The organism is Actinomadura luteofluorescens (genome assembly GCF_013409365.1).
Classification (GTDB): domain Bacteria; phylum Actinomycetota; class Actinomycetes; order Streptosporangiales; family Streptosporangiaceae; genus Spirillospora; species Spirillospora luteofluorescens.
The window spans coordinates 6,639,962-6,660,935 of sequence record NZ_JACCBA010000001.1; the positions used below are offsets into that span (position 1 = coordinate 6,639,962).

Consider the following 20,974-nt stretch of genomic DNA (forward strand, 5'->3'; position numbering starts at 1 on the left):
GGCGAACTAGGGGGAACGGGTATGCGCGAAGCCGTGCTGGAGGAACTGCGCACACTGCGCGGCCAGGTCGTGGGCGTCACTGACGCGGCCGTGGCGTCGGTGGACGGGATGCTGGTGGCCTCCGACACCGACGAGGTCCGGCCCGACGTCCTGGCGGCGCTGGCCGCGGCGTCGCTGGGCCTCGGCCGCAGCGCGGGGAACGAGGTCGGCATGGGCGAGCTGCGCGAGGTGGTGACCCGCTGCCAGAGCGGCCATATCGTCGTCTACGCCGTCCGGCGCACGGGCCTGCTGGTCGTGCTGGGCGACGAGGGGCTGGACATCGCCGACCTGCATCTGCGGTCCCGGGCCACCGTGGACCGCCTCGGCACCATCCTCGAACAGAACTGACCCGGCAGGCCCGTCACGCTGTGTCGGGCTCCTGCGAGACCTTGGGAGCCGTTTCCGTGACCGGAGAGGCTGAGCGGACGCCCTTGGTGACGAGCCAAATGCCCAGGGACGCTTCCCAGACGATTTCCGGTGCCGTGAACAAGAAGTTCACCGGGGACTGCTGCTCGTAGACGCCGAACAGGACGGCGGTCGCGGTCGCGCAGGCGATAGGCCCGCCGACGACCCCGATGAGCGCCATGGGGCGTGGCACCAGGCCCGACCTGTACATCAGGTAGCCCAGCAGCAGCCCGTTGCCGAAGCCCGCGCAGAAGGCGGGGCCGAGCAGGAACGTCTGGTCCTTCAACGCCACGAGTGACCGGCCGACCAGAACGGCGTCGGCCCCGTCCCCGCCCGCCAGGTCCTGCCGCAGCGCCACGACGGCGAGCACGCTGACGACCCCCATCACGATGACGGTCGATTCGAGGATTCGCGTGCCGATGTAGCCGAGGGCGATGCTCTCGCTCTGCCTCTTCAAGAGGGGGAACAGCACGACCGCGGTGGCGATGTTCGCGACGGCGGTCAGGATCTCGAGAAGGGCTCCGAAGCGCACCTGCGTGTCCGCGCCCGCTCCCACGATGTAGTTCGCGTCGTTGAGGACCGGGTCGTAGAGCAGCACCGCCGGGATCGAGAGGACGAAGGTGAGGATGAACCAGACACCGGCGATCCTGGCCCTCCGCTGAGCGGCTTCCGGCATCAGGGACTCGGTCGTTTCCACACGGTTAGAGAACCACGCCGAACGGGCGTTGTCCCCACCCTCCGGTGGCCGGTTCACGCCGGGCCTCGGCCACAGGGCGACGGCGCCGCCCCGAGGGCACCCGGTTGGGCGACGCCGGCCCGGCGCGGTGAAAGGATGACGGCATGGGACAAGTCGTGGTGACCGCGGAGAGAACGCTGAAAGCAAGCCCGGACCAGGTGCTCGGAGCGCTCGGCGATTACACGGGAGTGCGATCCCGCATGCTGACGGAGCATTTCAGCGAGTACGAAGTGCGGGAAGGCGGCCAGGGCGACGGCACGGTCGTGCACTGGAAGCTGGCGGCCACCAGCAAGCGGGTGCGCGACTGCCTCTTCACCGTGACCACCCCCACCAGTGACCGCCTGGTCGAGAAGGACGCCAACTCCTCGATGGTCACCACGTGGACGGTCACCCCGGCTCCCGAGGGCGCGCGCGTCGACGTCACCACCACCTGGGACGGAGCGGGCGGCATCGGGGGCTTCTTCGAGCGGACCTTCGCGCCCAAGGGCCTCCGGCGCATCTACGACGCCCAGCTCGCCAAGCTGGACGCCGTCCTGGGCTCGTGACCAGCATGCCGGCCGACGAGGTCTACCGGCGGCGCAGCGCCCGCGTCTTCCTGGTGGACGACACCGACCGCGTCCTGCTGTTCCGCTGGCCGAAGGTCGCGGGCGAGCCCGAGGCGGGCCACTGCTGGATCACTCCGGGCGGAGGCGTCGAGCCGGGCGAGAGCCTGCGCGTGGCCGCGGCCCGCGAGCTGCGCGAGGAGACCGGCCTGATCGTCTCCCCCGACGACCTCGGCCCCCAGGTCGCCACGGCCTCCGGCCACGCGGACCTCGGCTGGGCCCGTGGCCTGTTCCGGGACGACTTCTTCCTGCTCCGCACGCCCGCCCGCGATATCGACACCGCGGGGTTCACCCCCGTCGAACGCGAGCACGTCAGCGCCCACCGCTGGTGGTCGCTCGGGGAACTGGCGAGCGCGGAAGAACCGGTCTATCCGCTCAAGCTCGCGGAACTCCTCACGGACCTCCTCGCGGGCCGCACGGTGACCGCGCCGGTCCGCCTCCCCTGGCACCACTGAGCGGCTTCAGGCCGGGTTCCGGGCGGGCGCGGCCTCCCAGGTGAAGCCGTCCGGGTCGGTGAACGGCTCGCCGCCGCCGACCAGCACGAGCCGGTGCGAGCCGGTGCTCTCCTGGTCGACGCCGAGGTCCTTGGCGAGGGCGTGGCGCGGGTAGAGCGCCAGCGTGACGGACGATGACGGGGTGTCGAACTCGGCGTACTTGCCGCCGAAGCTCTTGCCGACCGCCAGGCCGCGGGCGGCGTAGAGCCGCTTGCTCGCCTTGACGTCCGCGACCCCGAGCAGCAGTGCGATCTGGTCGAACTCTGGGGCGGCGGGCGCGGAGTCCTTCTTCTTCGAGGACGCGACCTTGCAGATCGTCCCGTCCGGGGCCTGGACGACGCCGCCGTAGCCCCAGAAGGACTTCGCGGCTGGCTTCAGCGTCGTGGCGCCGGCGTCGAGGGCGGCGCCGATGAGGGCGTCGACGTTGCCGGGCTGGGACGCGACGAGGGACAGCGCGAAGCCGCGGAAGCCGGCGGACGGCTCGTCCGAGGCCCGGACGTTCACGCGGTCGGCGATGCCGAAGGCCGCGTAGAAGGCCTCCGCGGCCGTGGGGTCGGAGACTTCCAGGGTGACGGATTCGAAGGAGTTCATGGTGCTTCTTTCTGGCTGGTGGGTTCGTCGTCTGGTGGCGGCGGTGGCGTTCAGCGGTCCTGGATCAGCCCGAGGACGTTGCCGTCCGGGTCGGTGACGGTGGCGACCAGCCGCCCGGCGCCGACGTCGTGCGCGGCCTGCCTGACGGTCGCGCCGGCGGCGGTCAGGCCGGCGAGCTTCGCCTCGATGTCCGGCACGTGCCAGTAGGCCACCGGCGAGGTCATGCCCTGCGGCCCGCCGTCCGGGACCAGCCCGATGTGCTGGCCTCCGACCTCGAACCCGACGTAGTGGGACGAGTCAGTTTGCGGAGCCTCGCCGAGCAGGGCGGTGTACACCGCCCTGGCCTTCGTCAGGTCGCTCACGGGATGCAGCACCGTCCTGATCCCTCGGACGGGAGAGTCGCTCATGGTCGCTCCTGGGGTCACGGGTCGTGTCGTTCGACTGCTCATAGCCTCGGTCCAGGGCCGCACCCCGCACATCCGTGGCGACTACGGAGCCGGCTACGCATCGCCGTACGAACAGCGGGCGCGGAACGAGCACGGAGGGCTTGCGGCAGAATGGTGCAGTGGTAGCGACAGTGGATATCTCGCCCCGGGAAGCCGAGGTGCTGGAGCTGGTCGGGGACCATCTCAGCAACGCCGAGATCGCGGCGCGGCTCTTCATCTCCGTCCGCACCGCCGAGAGCCACGTCTCCGCCCTGCTGCGGAAGCTGGACGTCCCGGACCGGCGGGCGCTCGCCGCGCGGGCCGCCGCGGGCCGCCGCGCCGCCGGCGCCTCGCAGCCGGTGCCCGTCCTGCCGGCCCCGCTGACCTCGTTCGTCGGGCGGGCGGGCGAGCGCGCCGAGCTGAACGAGCTGATCGAGAAGCATCGGCAGGTGACCGCGGTCGGGCCGGGAGGCGTGGGCAAGACCCGGCTCGCGCTGGCGGTGGCGGCGGACGCGGCCGGCGCGTTCGCGGACGGCGCCTGGTTCGTCGATCTGGTACCGGTCACCGACCCGGGGATGGTCGCGGACGCGGTCGCCGGCGCGCTCGGTCTCGGCGAGCAGCCCGGCCGCGGCATGGCCGAGTCGGTGGCCGCGGCGCTGGCCGACCGGCACGCCCTGCTCGTCCTGGACAACTGCGAGCAGGTGCGGGACGGCGTGGCGCTGTTCCTGGAGCGGCTGCTCGCGGCGTGCCCCCGGGTGACGGCGCTGACGACGAGCCGCGCCCGGCTGATGGTGCCGTTCGAGCGGGTGTACGCCGTCCCGCCGCTGTCGCTGTCCGACGACGGCGAGTCGGACGCGGTCGCGCTGTTCAAGGAACGGGCGACGGCGATCGGCTGGCCGCTGGACCCACCCCTGCACGAGCACATCCGCTCGATCTGCGAGCGGCTGGACGGCATGGCCCTGGCGATCGAGCTGGCCGCGGCCCGGTACCCGACGCTCGGCCTGGACGGTCTCACCGCGGCCCTGTCCCATCCGCTGCGGACGCTCGCGGGCGGCTCCCGCGCCGACGACAGGCACCGTTCGGTGCGGGCGGCGGTGGACTGGAGCCACGCACTGCTGGAACCGGCCGACCGGGAGCTCCTGCGCCGGGTGTCGGTGTTCGTCGCGCCGTTCACCGCCGCGGCGGCGGCGGAAGTGGCCGGGGCCGAGGAGGGCGTCGCCGCCGACGGGCTGGCACGGCTGGCGGAACAGAGCCTGCTGGTCGTGCGGGCGTCCGGGGGAGCGACCGAGTACCGGGCGCTGGAGACGATCCGCCAGTACGGGGTCGAGCGGCTTGCCGAGTCCGGCGAACTGGCGGACACCCGCACCCGGCACCTCCGCTGGTGCCTGGCCAGAGCCGCCGACCTCGCCGCCGCCACCGGGGCCGACTGGCGGCCCCGCTTCGACGGTGCCGCCGACGACCTCCGCTCCGCCCTCGCCTGGGCGGCCGACCGGCCGGAACGGCGCGCGGACGCGCACGACCTCGCGCGGCGCCTGGCGGAACTCGCCTTCACCCGCAACCTGGTCGGCGAGTCCCAGCAGCGGTACGAGCAGGCCGCCGCGCTCGCCGGCGACCCGGCCGGCGCCGCGGCGATGCTCCGGCACGCCGCCGCAGTCGCCGGGTGCCGCATGCACGGCGACGACATGTACCGCCTCCACCGGGCCGCCGCGGACGCCGCCCGCCGGGCCGGCGACGCCGCCCGCGCCGCCGCCGACCTGGCGACCGCCGCGACCGCCGTGTACCGGTTCGCGGGCACGTTCGTCCGGACGCCGTCCCCGGACGAGACCCGCGCACTGATCCGCGAGGCGCGCGATCACGCCGGCGACGACCCCGCCGCGCGCGCGGCCGTCGCGCTGGCCGAGGCGGCGTCGGTCGCCGACGCGTTCGGCGCCGACCAGGACCCGCGCGACGAGGCCGTGGCGGAGACGCTCGCGCGCGCCGGGAACGCGGTCGAACTCGCGCACCGCACCGGCGTCCCGTCCGCCGAGTCCGCCGCGCTCGACGCGCTCGCCGCCGTCCAGAGCTGGGTCGGCGACGCGTTCGCCACCGCCGCCACGGCCCGCCGCCGCGTCACGCTCCTGTCGTCCGCGCGGACCTCGCCCGCCGTCACCCACGAGCTCGTCCAGGCCCTCGGCGAAGCCGCCCAGACCGGCATCGGCGTCGGGGACCTGCCCGACGCCCGGCGCTGGGCGGGGCGGCTCGCCGACCACCCGTCGCTGGCCGAGGTCGGGCACCGCGCGACGAGCTGGCAGCTGGTCGCCGGCGCGCTGGCGGGCGACGCCGGGAGCGTGCTCACCGGCGCCGTCAGGTTCCTGGACGCGTGGCGGCGCAGCGGCAGCCCCGTCTGGCCGGACCTCGAACCGGCGGTGGCCGCCGTCGCGATGATCCACGGCCTGCGCGGCGACCGGGACGCCCGGCACGAATGGGACACGATCCTGGAGCGTTTCGGCACGTCACCGAACCGCGTCCACGGCTACGGCGCGGTCTTCGACGCGATGCTGCTGCTCCACGACGGCCGGGCGGCGCAAGCGCTGGAGCGGCTGGCCCCCGAACCCGGCGAGGTGTGGAGGTGGGTCACCTGGATCTGGCTCCACTGGTACGTGGCCCTGCGCGCGGAGGCGACCGTCCTCGCCGGAGGCCCCGACGCCCGCGACCGCCTGGCCGGCGCCCGGAAGCTCACCGCCGGCGACCCGGTCGCCGGTGCCATGGTGGAACGCGCCGAGGCGCTGCTCGACGGCGACCCTGAGCGCCTGCTCGCCACGGCGGACGCGTTCGACGCCGCGGGCTGCCACTACCAGTCGGCGCGCACCCTGCTGCTCGCGGGCGGCTCCCACGCCGCCCGCGGAGCGACCGCCCTCAAGGCCCTCGGCCTGGCCCCCATGACCGTCCGGTAGCTGGACGGAACCGGAACGACGGCCGCTCGCCGGGTGCGGCGCCTCAGTCGCGGGCCAGGCGCTCCAGCCGCTTGGCCGCGGTGGCTTCGTGCGCCGGCATGAGGTCGGCCTGCGAGATGGTGACGACGTGCGGCGCCACCGTGCGGACTCCCTCGTCGGAGTCGATCCGCTGCCAGGTCACCGTCTTCAGGAAGGACGCGACGGACAGGCCGCCGGTGTAGCGGCCGGCGCCCGCGGTGGGGAGCACGTGGTTCGTGCCGATCACCTTGTCGCTGAACGCGACGGTCGCGCGCTGCCCGACGAACAGCGAACCGTAGTTGCGCAGGTTCTTCAGGTACCAGTCGTCGCGATCGGTGTGCACCTCCAGGTGCTCGGCCGCGAGGAGGTCGCTCAGCCGGACGGCGTCCTCGTGGTCGGCGGCGAGCAGCACGAAGCCGTAGTCCCGCCAGGCCGCCCCCGGGACCTCCGCCCCCGCGACCTTCGCGAGATCGCCGAGCTGGCGGTCGATCTCGGCGATGACCGCGTCCGCCATGGCGCGGCTGACGGTGATCAGCGCGGCGGGCGAGGTCGGGCCGTGCTCGGCCTGGCCGAGCAGGTCCGCGGCGACCAGCTCGGGGTCGGCCGAGTCGTCGGCGATCACCGCCACCTCGGACGGTCCGGCGATCATGTCGATGCCGACCTGGCCGTACAGCTGCCGCTTGGCCTCGGCGACGAAGGCGTTGCCGGGGCCGACGAGCTTGTCCACCGGGCCGGCGCCGTCGAGCAGCCCGAACGCCATCGCCGCGACGGCCTGGACGCCGCCGAGGCAGTAGACGGCGTCCGCTCCGGACGCGATGAGGCTGTACAGCGTCGGCGCGTGCACGCCGCGGCCGGCGCGCGGCGGGGTGCACGCGACGACCCGGTCCACTCCGGCGACCTTGGGCACCTTCACGGTCATGAACGGGCTGGCGAGCATCGGCACCCGCCCGGCGGGCGCGTAGGCGCCGACGTGAGCGAGCGGGATCTGCCGCTGCCCGAGGACCACCCCGGGCAGGGTCTCGGCCTCGAAGTCGGTAAGGGTGGCGAGCTGGCGGGCGGCGAAGCCGGCGACCTGCTCGATCCCGAAGTCGATGCTCTCGCGCAGCTTCGGGTCGAGGCCGGCGGTCGCCTGCGCCTCGTCGGCGGTGACCTCGAACGACGCGGGGTCCCAGTCGTCCAGTTCGCGGGAGTACCGGCGGACGGCGTCCATGCCGTCCCTCTCGATCGTCGACAGCATCTCGCTCACCCGGTCGCGGACCTGCGGGTCGACGGCGCTGGAGGCGATCTTCAGCGGCTTCTTGATCAGGGTCACGTCGCCGGCGGGAACACGCACGGTGGAACTCCTTAAACGAGAGGTTCGGAGAGGAGGCGGCGGGCGGCCCCGCCTCGTCAGGGGCCCAGGCGGTCACGGAGGCGCACGTCCGCCACGCGAAGCCGGGGCGGGCTGAGGGGCCAGGCCGGCCCTGTGGGCCGGGCGCGAGGCGAGCACGGTGGCGCCGAGCCGAGCGCGGCCGCCGCACGCGACTGCTCGGATGCCGCGAGGTTAGCCGACCGACTTCGCGAAGGGGTAGCCTTTCTTTCCTTAGGAAGCGGAAGGCTATTCCTTAATGACGCTGATCCAGTTGCTGTACTTCGTCTCCGCGGTGGAGGCCGGCTCGTTCTCCGCCGCGGCCGAGCGGCTGCGGCTGGCGACCCCGTCGGTCTCGGAGCAGATCCGGCGGCTGGAGCGGCATGTGGGCACGGCCCTGTTCGAGCGCGGGCGCGTGCTGCAGCTCACCGATGCCGGCCAGGCGCTGCTTCCCCAGGCCCGTGCGACCCTGCGGGCGGCCGAGGAAGCCGAGCGGGCGGTGGCCGACGTCCGCGGCCTCACAGGCGGCCTCGCGAACTTCGGCCTGTTCCGCAACGCGGACTACTACCTGGTCGGCCCGCTCGTCGAGACCTTCCTGCGGGAGCATCCGCGGGTGCGCCTCCGGCTCCCGGGGCAGAACAGCGCCGAGGTCGCCGACGCCGTCCGCGCCGGACGCCTGGAGGCGGGCCTGGTCGTCCTGCCGGTCGATGACGAGAGCCTGGCCGTCACCTCGATCATGAGGGACGAGGTGCGCTACGTCAGCGCCGATCCGCGGCGGACCCGCGGGCCGGTGCCGCTGGAACGGCTGGCCCGGGGAAGGCTGATCCTCTACGACGCGGCATGGGCCGGCGTGGACCCGACCCGGCGGCAGCTGGCGACGCGGATGCAGGCTCGCGGCCTGACCGTGGCCCCGTACGTCGAGGTCGAACGGGTCGAGGGGGCGCTCGAGCTCGTCCGGCGGGGGCTCGGCGACACCATCGTGGCGAGCACCGTGCTGCGCACGCGCGGGGCCGGCCTCCACAGCGCCTCCCTGGAGGAACCGCTGCACGACGAGATCGCGGTGATCCAGCGGCGCGGCGCGCGCCTGTCGGCCGCGACCGACGAGTTCATCCGGCTCGCCCGCGCCCATCTGCACCGTCTCGCGCAGGACGACCCGCACGCCCGGATCCTCGGCCCGCGGAACTGACCGCAGGCGCGGCAGCCCTTACGCCACAGGGCTTTCCGAAGGCGCACAGGAAAAACCTGTGGAAGGCAGAGGATCATTCGGCGTTGTCCTTCGGATCCGGCGGCTCGTAGATTTCGCGCCAAGCCACTCGATGTGGGCCGGCGCACACGCCGACCCTCCCGCCGGTTCGGCGTCCCGCCGGCGGCGACCGGGCTGGCCCGGCGCGCCCGCCGCCCCGTCGACGGCGGCGGACGTCGGTCCGCGCGCCAGGACCGAAGGAAAGGTCGGTGAGATCACAGATGGCGGACCCGCTACTCCAGGCCCGCGGCATCGGCAAGAGCTACGGGCACGTCGAGGTGCTCCGGGGAGTCGACTTCACCGTCGCACGCGGCGAGGTGACGGCCCTGATCGGGGACAACGGAGCCGGCAAGAGCACCCTGGTCAAGATCCTTTCGGGCGCGCTCGGCCCGGACGCGGGCGAGATCCTGCTGGACGGCGAGCGGGTCTCCTTCGGCTCGCCGGAGAGCGCCCATGACATGGGCATCGAGACCGTCTACCAGGACCTCGCCCTCGCTCCGGAACTCGGCTCGGCGGAGAACGTCTTCGCCGGGCGGGAGCTGCTCAAGCCCGGGCTCCTCGGACGTCTCGGCGTCCTCGACCGCAAGACCATGCGGGACCGGGCCCGGAAGGCGTTCGTCGACATGGGCACCGACGTCAAGGACATCGAGGCCCCGGTCGCCGCGCTGTCGGGCGGCCAGCGGCAGAGCGTCGCCATCTGCCGGTCGGTCATGTGGGCCGACAAGGTGATCTTCATGGACGAGCCGACCGCGGCCCTCGGCGTCCGGCAGACCGGCAAGGTCCTGGAGCTGATCCGGCGGGTCGCGGACAAGGGCATCGCGGTCGTGCTGATCAGCCACAACATGCCCGAGGTGCTGCAGGTCGCCGACAGCGTGCAGGTGCTGCGGCTCGGCCGCCGCGTCGCCGAGTACCGGGCGGCGGAGGCGACCGTGGAACAGCTGGTCGGCGCGATGACCGGCGCTCTGGAAGGGAAGGCCGCATGACCGAGACCCCCGCATCGGCCACCTCGGCGAAGGTCGCGGACGAGGCGAACGCGGCGGCCGCCGGAGGGCCGGACGACGCGAGCGGCACCCTGAAGATCGCCTACCGGTCCCCGCTGCGCAAGTTCCTGTCCACCTCGCCGGCCTACATGGGCCTGGTGCTCGCGCTGCTCGTCCTGCTGTTCTCGGTGCTGCGGCCGGAGGCGTTCCCCACCACCGCGACCGGCCGCAACATCTCGCTGGACATCTCGGTGCTGCTGGTCATGGCCGTCGGCATGACGTACGTCATGGTGGCGGGCGGCTTCGACCTGTCGATCGGGTCGGTGCTGGTGTTCTCCGGCGTGGTGATGGCGAAGACGATGTCCGCGATCGGCGGCGACGGCGCGGCCGTGGTGGTCGCGGGCATGGCGGCGTCGGTACTCGCCGGCATCGCCTGGGGGGTGCTGAACGGCGTGTGCATCGCGCTGCTGAAGGTCCCCGCGCTGATCACCACGCTCGGCACCATGGGCGCGGCCCTCGGCGCGTCCCAGATCATGACGGGCGGCAACGACGTCACCACCGTGCCGGACGCGCTGCTGAAGATCACCACGTCCCGGCCGCTCGGCTTCAGCTGGCTGGTCTACGTCGCGGCGGTCGTCGCGCTGGTCGGCGGCCTCATCCTGGCCTTCACCCGGTTCGGCCGCCACACCTACCTCGTCGGCTCCAACGAGGAGTCGGCCCGCCGCGCCGGCATCAACGTGAACCGGCACCTGATCAAGCTGTACGCCGTCAGCGGCGGCCTCGCCGGGGTGGCGGGCGCGATGTCGCTCACCCGCTTCGCCACCACCACGATCTCCGGCCACGCCACCGACGCGCTCCAGGTCATCACCGGGGTCGTGCTCGGCGGGACGAGCCTGTTCGGCGGGATCGGCACCATCCTCGGCACCGTCGTCGGCATCTTCATCCCCGCCGTCCTGCAGAACGGCTTCGTCGTCACCCACGTCCAGCCCTACTGGCAGCAGGTCGTCATCGGCTTCGTGCTGATCGCGGCCGTCTACGTCGATCACCTCAAGCGCGCCCGGCGCGATCGCAGCTAGGAGACCTGATGAGATACAGCACCGCGATGCGGCTGTCCGCCGCGGCCGGCGTGGCCGCCCTGGCCCTCACCGCCTGCGGCTCCGGGTCGGGCTCGGACGCCGGTCAGAAGCGGATCGTCTACGTCCCGGCCGTGACCGGCATCCCCTTCTACAACACCGTCGCGTGCGGGGCGCAGGAGAAGGCGAAGGAGCTCGGCGCCAAGCTGGACGTGCAGGGGCCGCCGGAGTTCGACCCCGCGAAGCAGTCGGCGATCGTCAACGCGCTGGTGGCCGACAAGCCGGACGCGATCATGATCTCGGTGGCCGACTCCAAGGCGCTGATCCCGCCGCTCAAGCTCGCCAAGGCCGCCGGGATCAAGATCATCGGCGTGGACGGCGACGTGGACGACCGCTCGATCATGACGACCAACATCATTTCGAACAACATCAAGGGCGGCGCGCTCGCCGCGGACGAGATGGCCAAGGCCACCGGCGGCAAGGGCGAGATCATGGGGTTGAACAACGACCCCGGCAACCCGCTCGGCGAGGCGCGCGCCAAGGGGTTCACCGACCAGTTGAAGAAGTACCCGGGGATGAAGTACCTCGGCACCCAGTACAGCAAGAACGAGACCGCCAAGGCGTCCTCGATCGCCTCCAGCGCCAGCTCGTCGAACCCGAGGCTCACCGGCATCTACGCCATGTCGACCACCAACTCGGAGGGCGCCGTCACCGGCCTGCGTGAATCGGGCCGGACGGGGAAGGTCAAGCTGATCGGCTTCGACATCTCCGGACCCATCGAGACGGCGCTGAACGGCAAGCAGATGGACGGCACCATCGTCCAGCACCCCTACCAGGAGGGCCAGATCGGCGTGCAGTCGGCGCTGGACGCGGTGGCGGGCAAGCCGGTGCCGCGCGACCAGAACTCCGACCTCGTCTTCGCGACGCCGGCGAACCTGTCCACGCCGGAAGTCCAGAAGTACGTGTACAAGAAAGAGTGCGGCAAGTGACGGAGACCAACGAGCCGGGAGAGCCGCGCGACGGGGGCGAGCGGGCCCCGCGGTCCGCGCCGCAGGTGTCGTCCACCGGACGTGTCATGCCGGCGGACTTCTCGATCGCCCTATCGGAGGGCCGCGGCGTGACGCTCCCCGACGGCGACTACAGCCGGCGGAAGCAGTCGCTGCGCGGGTTCGAGGACCACTACACCGACATCGTCGACTACATCGTCCGGATCACCCACCGCATCTGGGAAGACCAGGACATCGGCTACATCTACGACACCTACGCGCCGGGCTGCCGCGTCTTCGACGACAGCGGCCCGCGGCACGGGATCGAGGAGATGGTCGCTGGAACGATCCAGGCGATCGCCGCCTTCCCCAACATGCGGCACTACGCCGACGAGGTCATCTGGGCGGGCGACGACGAGCAGGGCTTCGTCACGTCCCACCGCGCCCTGAACATCGGCGACCACACCGGCCACTGGCGGTGGGGCCCGCCGACCCGTCGCCGCGTCAACACCTGGGTGATCGCCAACTGCGTCATCGGGGACAACGAGATCTACGAGGAGTGGGTCCTCTACAACACGGCGGCCAAGCTGCAGCAGCTCGGCCTCGACGTGGCGGCCTGCGCCCGCGAGTTCGGGAACGCCGGTGCGCTGCGGCCGTACACCGAACGCGAGCAGACCGAGGTGGAACGGCTGCAGGGCGGGCGCAAACCCGTCGCCGTCGCCGAACCCGACACCTCCGGACCGTTCGACGTGGAGGAGTGGGTCCGCGCCCTCTTCCACAACACCTACAACCGCCGCGACCTCAGCGCCGTCGACCGGTTCTACGCGCCGAACGTCCGCTGGTACGGCGCCACCAACCGGCAGGGCTACGGCAGGGCGCAGGTGAGGGCGATGGCCCGCGCCCTTCTGGCGACGTTCCCGGACCTCGGCGTCCACGTCGACGAGGTCTACTGGATGGGCAACCCGGACGAGGGCTACCGGGTCAGCGTGCGCTGGGGCGGCGCGGGCACCCACAAGGGCTACTCGCTGTACGGCGCCCCGACGGGCCGCCAGGTGCACATCTGGGGCATGTCGCAGCTCTACGTCCGGCACGGTGAGATCGTCGAGGAGTGGGCGCTGTTCAACGAGTTCGATGTGATGGCGCAACTGCTCCGTGACGAGCCGGCCGCGCTGCTCTGACCGGACGACGGGGGGAGCTGGAGATGGCACCGATGGCGACCCGGGTGACGTGCGTGCAGTTCGCGCCCGTCCTCGGCGACCCGGCCGGCAACATCCGGCGCGCCCGCTCGGCGATCCGCGCCGCCGTCGCGAACGGCGCGCGGATCGTCGTGCTGCCCGAACTCACGACCTCGGGCTACCTGTTCGCGAGCGCGGAGGAGGCCCGGCGGGCGTCCATCGGCGCGGACGACACGCGGCTGGCGGAGTGGTCCGGCGAAGCGGCGCGCGGCGACGCCGTGGTCGTCGCCGGGTTCTGCGAGAAGGCCGCGGACGGCCGGGTCCACAACAGCGCGGTGGTGCTGGACGGAACCGGGGTGCGCGCCGTCTACCGAAAGGTCCACCTGTGGGACCGCGAGAAGACGCTGTTCACGGCCGGCCGAGCGGAGCCGCCCGTGCTCGACACCCCGTACGGCCGGATCGGCGTGCTGGTCTGCTACGACCTGGAATTCCCCGAGATGCCCCGTGCCCTGGCGCTGCGGGGAGCCGACCTGATCGCGGTGCCGACCAACTGGCCGGTGGTGCCCCGCCCGGACGGCGAGCATCCGCCCGAGGTGGTGGCCGCGATGGCCGCCGCCCGCGCCAGCCGCGTCTTCGTCGCCTGCTGCGACCGCTCCGGGCTCGAACGCGGGGAGCGGTGGACGCGGGGCACCGTCCTCGTCGACCCGGACGGCTGGATCCGGGCGAGCACCGGAACGGAGGACGGCCATGCGACGGCCGACCTCGACCTCGTCGCGGCGCGCGGGAAGCGGCTGACCGACCTGGCCGACGTCATCGCCGACCGGCGGCCCGAACTGTACGGGGAACTCGTGCGGACCGGCCGCACGGCGCCCGGCGGCACCGAGGTCAGCTGACGCCGGGACGGCGCCGGGCGGTTCCTCCCGTCGCCGGGTAGACGCGCTGCGCCGGATCGGTGATCCCGGCCAGCAGGGTGCTCCGCGCGCGCCGCGCCAGTTCCCGGGCGCCCGGCGACAGCACCGACGACGTGCGCTGGATGAAGGCGATGGTGTCGTACAGGGGTTCGGCGAACGACACGGTCCCGACCTCGGGCGGGCAGAACGGGCTGTCGGCGACGGCCCGGGAGATGATCGTGTCGCCGACGCCCCGGGCGACCAGGGCCAGCGCCGCCTCGACGTGCTCCACCTCGATGATCGGCTCGATCCGCAGCCCCTCCAGCTGGGCCCGTTCGGCGATCTGGCGGCGGGTCGGGTCGGACCACCCGTACCGGGCGTCGTACATGACCAGGTCGGCCTCCGCCATGCGGTGGATCGTCATGGGCGCCGCGAGCCGTTCGGGGTCGGCGCTGGCGTAGAAGACCTCGTCCCGGATGAGCGGCGTCACCCGCAGCCCGGCGTCCTCCACCGGCAGCACGACCAGGCCGGCCTCCAGCTCTCCCTTGGAGACGGCCGTGGCGACCTCGCTGGAGTTCTGCCCGACGAGCCGGAGCCGGACGTTCGGGAACGCCTCGTGGAACTGCTGGGCGAGGTCGGGCAGCAGGTAGTAGGAGGCGTTGCGCAGCAGGCCGAAGGTCACGGCGCCGCCGTCCAGGGAGCCGATGGACCGCAGGGCCGCGCGCCCCTCGTCCACCGAGGAGACGGCCTGCTCGGCGAACGGCAGCAGCTCCGCGCCGGCCGAGGTCAGGACGAGCCGGCGGCCGCCCCGGATGAACAGCGCCAGCCCGGCCTCCTCCTCCATCCGGCGGATGAGCTCCGACACCGACGCCTGCGCCATCTTCAGCTCCGCCGCGGCGGCGGTGAAGGATCCCGTCCGGACGGTGAGCAGGAACGCGCGCAGCTGATTCAGGGTCACAGGGGAACCCTATGGCAAATGTGGGATAAGTCGGTCTAGTCCTGTTTCTCTGCGCTCCCTAGCCTGTCCATGGGACGCACCCCCCGCCGGGCGCCCGCGGACGAGTCCCTCCCGTCTCACATCCCCTCCGCCCGAAGGACGAAATGATCACCTTTCTGAAGGAGGCCGTCGCCTCCGAGCAGATCGCCGCCGACAACGGCCGCGTCGCGCAGACCGTCCGCGGCATCCTCGACGACGTCCGCGTCCGCGGCGACGCGGCGGTCCGCGACCACTCCGCCCGCTTCGACGACTGGACCCCCGCCGCCTTCCGGCTGACCGCGGGCCAGATCGACGAGATCGTCGCCCGGGTGCCCAGGCAGGTCATCGAGGACATCGAGTGGGTCCAGGCGCAGGTCCGGGCCTTCGCGGAACGCCAGCGCGCCTCCATCACCGACTTCGAGGTGGAGACCCTGCCCGGGGTGCGCCTCGGCCAGCGCAACCTGCCGGTCCGCGCGGTCGGCGCCTACGTGCCCGGCGGGCGCTACCCGCTCACCGCGTCCGCGCACATGACGATCGTGACCGCGAAGGTCGCCGGGGTCTCGCGGGTGGCGGCCTGCACACCGCCGATCCGCGGTGAGGTGCCCGCCGCCACCGTCGCCGCGATGCACCTCGCCGGGGCGGACGAGATCCACCTGCTCGGCGGCGTCCAGGCGATGGCGGCGCTGGCGATCGGCACCGAGTCGATGGAGCGCGTGGACATGATCGCCGGACCGGGCAACGCCTACGTCGCCGAGGCCAAGCGGCAGCTGTTCGGCGAGGTCGGCATCGACCTGTTCGCCGGGCCCACCGAGATCCTCGTGATCGCCGACGACGCCGCGGACCCGTTCGTGGTGGCCGTGGACCTGCTGAGCCAGGCCGAGCACGGCCCCGACTCGCCGGCGGTGCTGGTCACCACCAGCGAGCAGGTGGCGCGCAGGGCGATGGCGCACGTGGAACGGCTCCTCGGCGACATGCCGACCCGCGACTTCGCCGCGCCGGCCTGGCGCGACCACGGGCAGGTCCTCGTCGTGGACGACCTGGACGAGGCCTTCGCCGTCGCCGACACCTTCGCCTCCGAGCACGTCCAGGTCCTCACCCGCGAACCGCGGCAGGCCCTGGAGAAGATGCACGACTACGGCGCGCTCTTCCTCGGCGAGGGCACCTGCGTGTCGTACGGGGACAAGGTGATCGGCACCAACCACGTGCTGCCCACCCGGGGCAGCGCCCGGTTCACCGGCGGCCTGTGGGTCGGCAAGTACCTCAAGACCGTCACCTACCAGGAGGTGACCGACCCGGAGGCCAGCGCGATGCTCGGCGAGGTGTGCGGCCGCGCCGCCCGGGTGGAGCTGTTCGAGGGGCATGCCCGCTCCGGCGACGTCCGCGCCGCGAAGTACCGGGGCGGAGCACTGCCGTGGAGCGACCACTCCTTCACGGGGGTGCGCGCCGATGCCTGACGTGCCGGGCGATGTGCTCGACGGCGTGCGCGGCCGGACGGCGGTGGTCACCGGTGCCGGGAACGGCCTCGGCCGCGCCATCGCCCTCGCCCTCGGGGACGCCGGGGTACGGGTGGTCGCCACGGGGCGCACGCGGGCGAACCTGGAGGAGACGGCCCGGCTCCTGACCGACCGGGGCGCCGGCGCCCGCGTCGTCGAGGCCGACGTCGCCGATGCCGGCTCGGTGGCGGCCCTGGCGTCGGCGGTCGCCGGCGAGGACGTGTCCATCGTGGTCAACTGCGCGGGCGTCGCCGGACCGGTCAGGCCGCTCACCGAGATCGAGCCGGACGAGTGGGACGCGGTGTTCGCCGCCAACGTGCGCGGCACCTACCTCGTCTGCCGCGCGCTGATCCCCCTCCTCCTCACGCGCGGCTCCGGCGACATCATCAACATCGCGTCCGTGAGCGGCAAGCGGCCGCTGGCGATGCGCACCCCCTACACCGCCTCGAAGATGGCCGTGATCGGCCTCACCACCACGCTCGGCGCGGAGGTCGGCCCGCTCGGGATCCGGGTCAACTCGCTGTCACCCGGCCCCGTCCGCGGCCCCCGCATGGAGCGCAACTTCCGGCTGGAGGCCGCCCGCCTCGGCATCACCGAGCAGGAGGCCGAGACGGCCTTCGCCTCCCGTGCCGCTCTCGGCCGCCTCATCGAAGAGGACGAGGTCGGACGCGCCGTGGTGGCGATGCTGATGATGTCGGGGCTGCACTGCGCCGACATCGACCTGTCGGCCGGCATGGTCGCGCGGTGAGCGGCGCCGCCCCGGGCCCGGACCCGCTGGTGCTCCTGCCCGGCATGCTCGGCGACGCCACGGTCTGGGACGGCGTGGTCGCGGCGCTCGGACCGGAGACGGACGTCCTGCGCCCGCGCATCGACCTCGACGACTCGATCGCCGGCCTCGCCTCGAGGGTGCTCGACGGGGCACCCGCGCGGTTCGCGCTGGCGGGCCATTCGCTCGGCGGCATCGTCGCCATGGAGATCGTGCGGCGCGCCCCCGCCCGGATCACCCGGCTCGCGCTGCTCAACACCAGCGCCGGCGCGGGCTCGTCCGCCCAGCGCCGGATGGGCGCGGCTCGCCGAACGGGTCGGACGAGGCGAGTTCGCGGCGGTCGCCGCCGAGTCGGCGCGGACGACGCTGCCCGCCGTCCGGCGCGCCGACCCCGACCTGGTCTCCCGCAACGAGCGCATGGCCGGCACCGTGGGGCCGGACGGCCTGCTGCGGCAGCTCCGCGCGCAGGCGTCGCGGATCGACCTCCACCCCTCGCTGGCCGCGATCGACGTCCCGGTCCTGGTGCTGAGCGGTGAGCTGGACGAGGTGAGCCCGCCCGCCCTCCAACGGGCGCTTGCGGAGCCGATTCGGACGGCGCGCCACGAGGTCGTCCCGGACTGCGGGCACATGTCCCCTCTGGAACGTCCCGCCGAGGTCGCCGCCCGGCTCCGGCGGTGGCTCGCGAGGTGACCGCGGCGGCCCGCTCAGCCGCCCGCGTGCGAGGTGCGCAGGACGGGCTCGACGGGGTGGACGACGCGTCGCGGCCCGCCGTCGTCCCCCGCGATCCTCTCCAGGAGCCGGTCCACGGCGCTGCGCAGCATGTCCTCGAACGGCACGCGGATCGTGGTCAGCCCGACCAGCGGCCACGCCGCCTGCTCCAGGTCGTCGAAGCCCACCAGGGCGAGATCGTCCGGCACCCGCAGCCCGAGCTCGTGCGCGCCGTTCATCGCACCCAGGGCGATCGTGTCGTTCGCGCAGAACAGCGCACGCGGGAGCCGGCGCTCCGCGACCATGGCCGCCACCGCCGAACGCCCGTGCCCGAAGTCGAACCCCCCGTGCCGGATCCAGGCCGGGTCGGGGTCGATCCCGGCGTCCGCGAGCGCGGACCGGTAGCCGTCCTCCCGCTCGCGCGCCGTGCTCGCCGTGCGCGGTCCGAGCAGCGCGCCGACCTCACGGTGCCCGGCCTCCAGCAGGATCCGGGTGCCGAGCCGGGCGCCGAGCCGGTCGTCGGCGACGCAGGCGTCGAGCGGAACGTCCTCGGCGTAGCGGTGCAGCAGCACCGCCGGCACCCCGCGCTCGCGCAGGACGCCCGGGAGCCGCGAGCCCCGTGACGCGGTGGAGACGATCACGCCGTCCACCGTGCCGCCGAGCACATGCGACTCGATGTCCTCCGGATCACCGTGCTCGGCGATCAGGGAGAGCCGGTAGCGGCGCCGGTCCAGCTCGTCGCACAGCCGCCCGACCAGGAGCGACCACAGCGGGTTGTCGAGATCGACCACCATCGCGACGCGGCGGCTGCTCCGCGTGACCAGATCGCGCGCCCGTTCGCTCGGGACGTAGCGCAGCCGCGCCGCCGCCTCCCGGACGCGCCGCGCGGTCTCGGGCGGGATGCCCGGGTGGCCGCGCAGCGCCCGCGACACGGTGGACTGCGACACTCCGGCGGCGCGCGCCACGTCCAGGCTCGTCACTCGCATCCGTCCGTCCCTCCGCCACCCGCCGGGTCAGTATCCGCCGGACGGCGCCGTGGTCACCGCCGTCCCCCGCACGGCCGCGACGGCTTCCGCGGCGGCCCGCCGCAGGATGGCCATGTCGCCGCCCGGTGTCACGAAATCGTAGCCCTGCCCGGTGAGCCGCAGCGCGGCCTCGGTGCCGAGCGCGAAGGCCCCCGCGATCCGGCCCGCCGCGTGCGCGGCCTCGGCGATCCGGGCGAGGGCCGCCTCGACCTCGGGCGGCGGGACGGCCAGGCCGGGCTCGACGCCCAGCGCGAGGGCGAGGTCGTTCGGGCCGACGAAGACACCGTCCAGCCCCGGCGTCGACGCGATCTCCTCCACCGCGTCCAGGGCGGCCCGCGACTCGATCATCGCCCAGGTCAGGATCTGCGCGTCGGCCCGTTCGACGTATCCGGGGACCTGCGCGAGGTTCGCGCGGGCCGGCCCGTAGCTGCGCACGCCCGTCGGCGGGTACCTGCACATGGCGACGAACCGCGCCGCCTGGACGGGGTCGTCCACGGCCGGGCAGATGATCCCGTACGCGCCGGCGTCCAGCAGCTTGCCGATCACGGCCGCGTCGAGCGCCGGGGTCCGCGCCAGGGGGACGGCGGGCCCCGCGGACACGGCCTGGATCAGGCGGACGGCGCCGTCCAGCCCGAACATGCCGTGCTGGAGGTCCACGGTCACCGAGTCGAACCCGGCGTGCGAGAGGGTCTCGGCGAGATAGGCGCTGTCGGCCGACACCCACGCGTTGACCACGGTCTCGCCCGCGCCGAACAGCTCCTTGAGCCGGTTGTCGCGCATGTGCTCCGCCTCTCCGTGAAACTTGTGCATACGTTAGCACGCTGTTGACAACGTACTTTCTCGCTGCAATCGTGAATCACTACGCATACGTTTGCATGAAGGGATCAAGGCCATGCCCCCCGAGGTGTCCGCCGCCGAACTCGCCTCCCGGACGATCCTGCGCAAGGACCTCACCGCCGATACCGCCGCCTTCATCGACACGAGGATCCCCGGCTCCGAAAACAAGATCAACTATCCGATGATCGGGCCGGGCGTCTCCGAGAACGCCGAGCAGGCCGTCCCGGTCACCGCGCCGCACGGCTTCAACCTGGGGGCGGCGGCGATGCCGGCCGGCGTCACCAACAACCTCCACCTCCACTTCACCGCCGAGGTCTTCGTCTGCATGGCCGGCGAATGGCGGTTCCGCTGGGGCGTCCACGGCGACGACGGCGAGGCGACCGTCCGTCCCGGCGACGTCATCTCGATCCCGACCTGGGTGTTCCGGGGCTTCACCAGCGTGGGCACGGACGACGCGTTCCTGTTCACCGCCCTCGGACGCGACCGCTCCGGCGGCCTGATCTGGGCGCCGTCCGTCCTGGAGAAAGCGGCCGAGCACGGCCTGCACCTCACCTCGGACAATCGCCTCATCGAGACCGAACCCGGCGAGTACCCCCGCGGGGTGGAGCTGAAGCGCCCGTTGACCGACGCCCAGCTCGCCACGCTCCGCAGGATCGGCGTCGAGGAGATGCGCACCCGCCTGGCCCGCCCGTCCGACCTGCGCTGGTCGACGGCCCCGTTCCTCGACTCCGCGCTGGAGACCGGCGGCGCCGAACTGGCCGCCGTCGTCGGCTACGGGATCACCGAGGACCGCGACCAGCATCCGCGCCTCGCCGACCCCCACGGCTTCAGCCTCGCGCGCCTGCGCGCGGCCACCGGACGCGGCATGTCGACCCACGCGGTGGACGAGTCCCAGGTGCTGATCGTCACCGGCGGCCGCTGGCGGATCACCCTGAACCGGGAGAACCCGGTCTCCGCGGAGCTCGGCCCCTACGACACCCTGTCGGTCCCGGTGGGAGCCTGGCGGCGCTTCGAGAGCATAGGCCCCGAGCAGGGCGAGATGGTCGTCATCACCGGCGGCGAGGGCCGGGCTCGCGTCCACTGGGATCCCGCCGTCACCGCCCTGGCCGAGCAGCAGGGCACCGTGATCGACCCGAACGGCTACACCGCCGCAGCCGACCTTCTCCACGCCTGACCGGGCCCCCGCACGTGCTTCCACGGGTGTCGGGAGCCTGCTGTAAACCCTGTACGA

Annotated in this window: 21 protein-coding genes; 14 read left to right on the top strand and 7 right to left on the bottom strand. The window is 73.1% G+C overall.

Features of this window, described 5'->3' with window-relative positions:
- Positions 1-21: 21 nt before the first annotated feature.
- Positions 22-387 (top strand): roadblock/LC7 domain-containing protein, encoded by a 366-nt coding sequence (locus tag BJY14_RS30960; RefSeq protein WP_179846850.1) that lies wholly within the window; start codon positions 22-24, stop codon positions 385-387.
- A 13-nt stretch (positions 388-400) separates the two neighbouring features.
- Here BJY14_RS30960 and BJY14_RS30965 read toward each other — a convergent pair whose 3' ends face one another.
- Positions 401-1,120 (bottom strand): DUF4386 domain-containing protein, encoded by a 720-nt coding sequence (locus tag BJY14_RS30965; RefSeq protein WP_179846851.1) that lies wholly within the window; start codon positions 1,118-1,120, stop codon positions 401-403.
- A 164-nt stretch (positions 1,121-1,284) separates the two neighbouring features.
- Between BJY14_RS30965 and BJY14_RS30970 the strand changes: the two genes are divergently transcribed.
- Both BJY14_RS30970 and BJY14_RS30975 read left to right on the top strand, forming a co-directional pair.
- Positions 1,285-1,725, top strand: a complete 441-nt coding sequence (locus tag BJY14_RS30970) for an SRPBCC family protein (protein ID WP_179846852.1) — start codon at positions 1,285-1,287, stop codon at positions 1,723-1,725.
- Positions 1,726-1,730: 5 nt separating this feature from the next.
- Positions 1,731-2,237 carry an NUDIX hydrolase gene (locus BJY14_RS30975; protein ID WP_179849738.1) on the top strand — a complete coding sequence of 169 codons (507 nt, stop codon included), beginning with the start codon at positions 1,731-1,733 and terminating at the stop codon, positions 2,235-2,237.
- A 6-nt stretch (positions 2,238-2,243) separates the two neighbouring features.
- Here BJY14_RS30975 and BJY14_RS30980 read toward each other — a convergent pair whose 3' ends face one another.
- Positions 2,244-2,867 (bottom strand): VOC family protein, encoded by a 624-nt coding sequence (locus BJY14_RS30980; RefSeq protein WP_179846853.1) that lies wholly within the window; start codon positions 2,865-2,867, stop codon positions 2,244-2,246.
- A 50-nt stretch (positions 2,868-2,917) separates the two neighbouring features.
- Positions 2,918-3,274, bottom strand: coding sequence for a VOC family protein (locus BJY14_RS30985; RefSeq protein WP_179846854.1), 357 nt, complete (start codon positions 3,272-3,274; stop codon positions 2,918-2,920).
- Between the two features lie 158 nt (positions 3,275-3,432).
- Here BJY14_RS30985 and BJY14_RS30990 point away from each other — a divergent pair, with 158 nt between their 5' ends.
- Entirely contained in the window at positions 3,433-6,225 is a 2,793-nt protein-coding gene (locus BJY14_RS30990; protein ID WP_179846855.1) for an ATP-binding protein, read from the top strand.
- A gap of 43 nt (positions 6,226-6,268) precedes the next feature.
- On the opposite strand, the gene hisD (BJY14_RS30995) is transcribed toward BJY14_RS30990, so the two are convergent.
- Positions 6,269-7,576 carry a histidinol dehydrogenase gene (gene hisD / locus BJY14_RS30995; protein ID WP_218905663.1) on the bottom strand — a complete coding sequence of 436 codons (1,308 nt, stop codon included), beginning with the start codon at positions 7,574-7,576 and terminating at the stop codon, positions 6,269-6,271.
- Positions 7,577-7,850: 274 nt separating this feature from the next.
- Here hisD (BJY14_RS30995) and BJY14_RS31000 point away from each other — a divergent pair, with 274 nt between their 5' ends.
- From BJY14_RS31000 to BJY14_RS31025, 6 genes are all read left to right on the top strand, one after another.
- The gene (locus BJY14_RS31000) at positions 7,851-8,777 is read left to right on the top strand and encodes a LysR family transcriptional regulator (RefSeq protein WP_179846856.1); all 927 of its coding nucleotides are present in this window, start codon (positions 7,851-7,853) and stop codon (positions 8,775-8,777) included.
- Positions 8,778-9,043: 266 nt separating this feature from the next.
- A complete protein-coding gene (locus BJY14_RS31005; protein WP_258944021.1) occupies positions 9,044-9,817 on the top strand; it encodes an ATP-binding cassette domain-containing protein in 774 nt (257 codons plus the stop codon).
- Positions 9,814-10,890, top strand: coding sequence for an ABC transporter permease (locus BJY14_RS31010; protein WP_179846857.1), 1,077 nt, complete (start codon positions 9,814-9,816; stop codon positions 10,888-10,890). The genes BJY14_RS31005 and BJY14_RS31010 overlap by 4 nt, the downstream gene beginning before the upstream one ends.
- An 8-nt stretch (positions 10,891-10,898) precedes the next feature.
- Entirely contained in the window at positions 10,899-11,876 is a 978-nt protein-coding gene (locus tag BJY14_RS31015; protein WP_179846858.1) for an ABC transporter substrate-binding protein, read from the top strand.
- On the top strand, positions 11,873-13,051 hold the full coding sequence (locus BJY14_RS31020; RefSeq protein WP_218905664.1) for an ester cyclase: 1,179 nt from the start codon (positions 11,873-11,875) through the stop codon (positions 13,049-13,051). The genes BJY14_RS31015 and BJY14_RS31020 overlap by 4 nt, the downstream gene beginning before the upstream one ends.
- A gap of 23 nt (positions 13,052-13,074) precedes the next feature.
- A complete protein-coding gene (locus BJY14_RS31025) occupies positions 13,075-13,941 on the top strand; it encodes a nitrilase-related carbon-nitrogen hydrolase (RefSeq protein ID WP_246396176.1) in 867 nt (288 codons plus the stop codon).
- On the opposite strand, the gene BJY14_RS31030 is transcribed toward BJY14_RS31025, so the two are convergent.
- Positions 13,934-14,896 (bottom strand): LysR family transcriptional regulator, encoded by a 963-nt coding sequence (locus BJY14_RS31030; protein WP_179846859.1) that lies wholly within the window; start codon positions 14,894-14,896, stop codon positions 13,934-13,936. The genes BJY14_RS31025 and BJY14_RS31030 overlap by 8 nt on opposite strands.
- A 143-nt stretch (positions 14,897-15,039) precedes the next feature.
- On the opposite strand from BJY14_RS31030, the gene hisD (BJY14_RS31035) reads away from it, so the two are divergent.
- From hisD (BJY14_RS31035) to BJY14_RS31045, 3 genes are all read left to right on the top strand, one after another.
- Positions 15,040-16,368, top strand: a complete 1,329-nt coding sequence (gene hisD / locus BJY14_RS31035; RefSeq protein ID WP_179846860.1) for a histidinol dehydrogenase — start codon at positions 15,040-15,042, stop codon at positions 16,366-16,368.
- Entirely contained in the window at positions 16,361-17,155 is a 795-nt protein-coding gene (locus BJY14_RS31040) for an SDR family NAD(P)-dependent oxidoreductase (RefSeq protein ID WP_179846861.1), read from the top strand. The genes hisD (BJY14_RS31035) and BJY14_RS31040 overlap by 8 nt, the downstream gene beginning before the upstream one ends.
- Before the next feature lie 198 nt (positions 17,156-17,353).
- Complete coding sequence (locus BJY14_RS31045; protein ID WP_312879804.1) at positions 17,354-17,863, top strand: alpha/beta fold hydrolase; 510 nt, start codon at positions 17,354-17,356, stop codon at positions 17,861-17,863.
- 14 nt (positions 17,864-17,877) lie between these two features.
- On the opposite strand, the gene BJY14_RS31050 is transcribed toward BJY14_RS31045, so the two are convergent.
- A complete protein-coding gene (locus BJY14_RS31050) occupies positions 17,878-18,867 on the bottom strand; it encodes a LacI family DNA-binding transcriptional regulator (protein ID WP_179846863.1) in 990 nt (329 codons plus the stop codon).
- Between the two features lie 27 nt (positions 18,868-18,894).
- Positions 18,895-19,716, bottom strand: coding sequence for an HpcH/HpaI aldolase family protein (locus tag BJY14_RS31055; RefSeq protein WP_218905665.1), 822 nt, complete (start codon positions 19,714-19,716; stop codon positions 18,895-18,897).
- An 82-nt stretch (positions 19,717-19,798) separates the two neighbouring features.
- On the opposite strand from BJY14_RS31055, the gene BJY14_RS31060 reads away from it, so the two are divergent.
- Positions 19,799-20,917 (top strand): cupin domain-containing protein, encoded by a 1,119-nt coding sequence (locus BJY14_RS31060; RefSeq protein WP_179846864.1) that lies wholly within the window; start codon positions 19,799-19,801, stop codon positions 20,915-20,917.
- The last annotated feature ends 57 nt before the right edge of the window (positions 20,918-20,974 follow it).

Bases quoted from the DNA above. Each gene is read 5' to 3' on its own strand.
- BJY14_RS30970 (WP_179846852.1), top strand. From the start codon at position 1,285: ATGGGACAAGTCGTGGTGACCGCGGAGAGAACGCTGAAAGCAAGCCCG.
- BJY14_RS30985 (WP_179846854.1), bottom strand. From the start codon at position 3,274: ATGAGCGACTCTCCCGTCCGAGGGATCAGGACGGTGCTGCATCCCGTG.
- BJY14_RS31015 (WP_179846858.1), top strand. From the start codon at position 10,899: ATGAGATACAGCACCGCGATGCGGCTGTCCGCCGCGGCCGGCGTGGCC.
- BJY14_RS31050 (WP_179846863.1), bottom strand. From the start codon at position 18,867: ATGCGAGTGACGAGCCTGGACGTGGCGCGCGCCGCCGGAGTGTCGCAG.
- hisD (WP_179846860.1), top strand. From the start codon at position 15,040: ATGATCACCTTTCTGAAGGAGGCCGTCGCCTCCGAGCAGATCGCCGCC.
- BJY14_RS31010 (WP_179846857.1), top strand. From the start codon at position 9,814: ATGACCGAGACCCCCGCATCGGCCACCTCGGCGAAGGTCGCGGACGAG.
- BJY14_RS31060 (WP_179846864.1), top strand. From the start codon at position 19,799: ATGCCCCCCGAGGTGTCCGCCGCCGAACTCGCCTCCCGGACGATCCTG.
- BJY14_RS31040 (WP_179846861.1), top strand. From the start codon at position 16,361: ATGCCTGACGTGCCGGGCGATGTGCTCGACGGCGTGCGCGGCCGGACG.
- BJY14_RS31025 (WP_246396176.1), top strand. From the start codon at position 13,075: ATGGCACCGATGGCGACCCGGGTGACGTGCGTGCAGTTCGCGCCCGTC.
- BJY14_RS30960 (WP_179846850.1), top strand. From the start codon at position 22: ATGCGCGAAGCCGTGCTGGAGGAACTGCGCACACTGCGCGGCCAGGTC.
- BJY14_RS30965 (WP_179846851.1), bottom strand. From the start codon at position 1,120: ATGCCGGAAGCCGCTCAGCGGAGGGCCAGGATCGCCGGTGTCTGGTTC.
- BJY14_RS31055 (WP_218905665.1), bottom strand. From the start codon at position 19,716: ATGCACAAGTTTCACGGAGAGGCGGAGCACATGCGCGACAACCGGCTC.
- BJY14_RS31000 (WP_179846856.1), top strand. From the start codon at position 7,851: ATGACGCTGATCCAGTTGCTGTACTTCGTCTCCGCGGTGGAGGCCGGC.
- BJY14_RS30980 (WP_179846853.1), bottom strand. From the start codon at position 2,867: ATGAACTCCTTCGAATCCGTCACCCTGGAAGTCTCCGACCCCACGGCC.
- BJY14_RS30975 (WP_179849738.1), top strand. From the start codon at position 1,731: ATGCCGGCCGACGAGGTCTACCGGCGGCGCAGCGCCCGCGTCTTCCTG.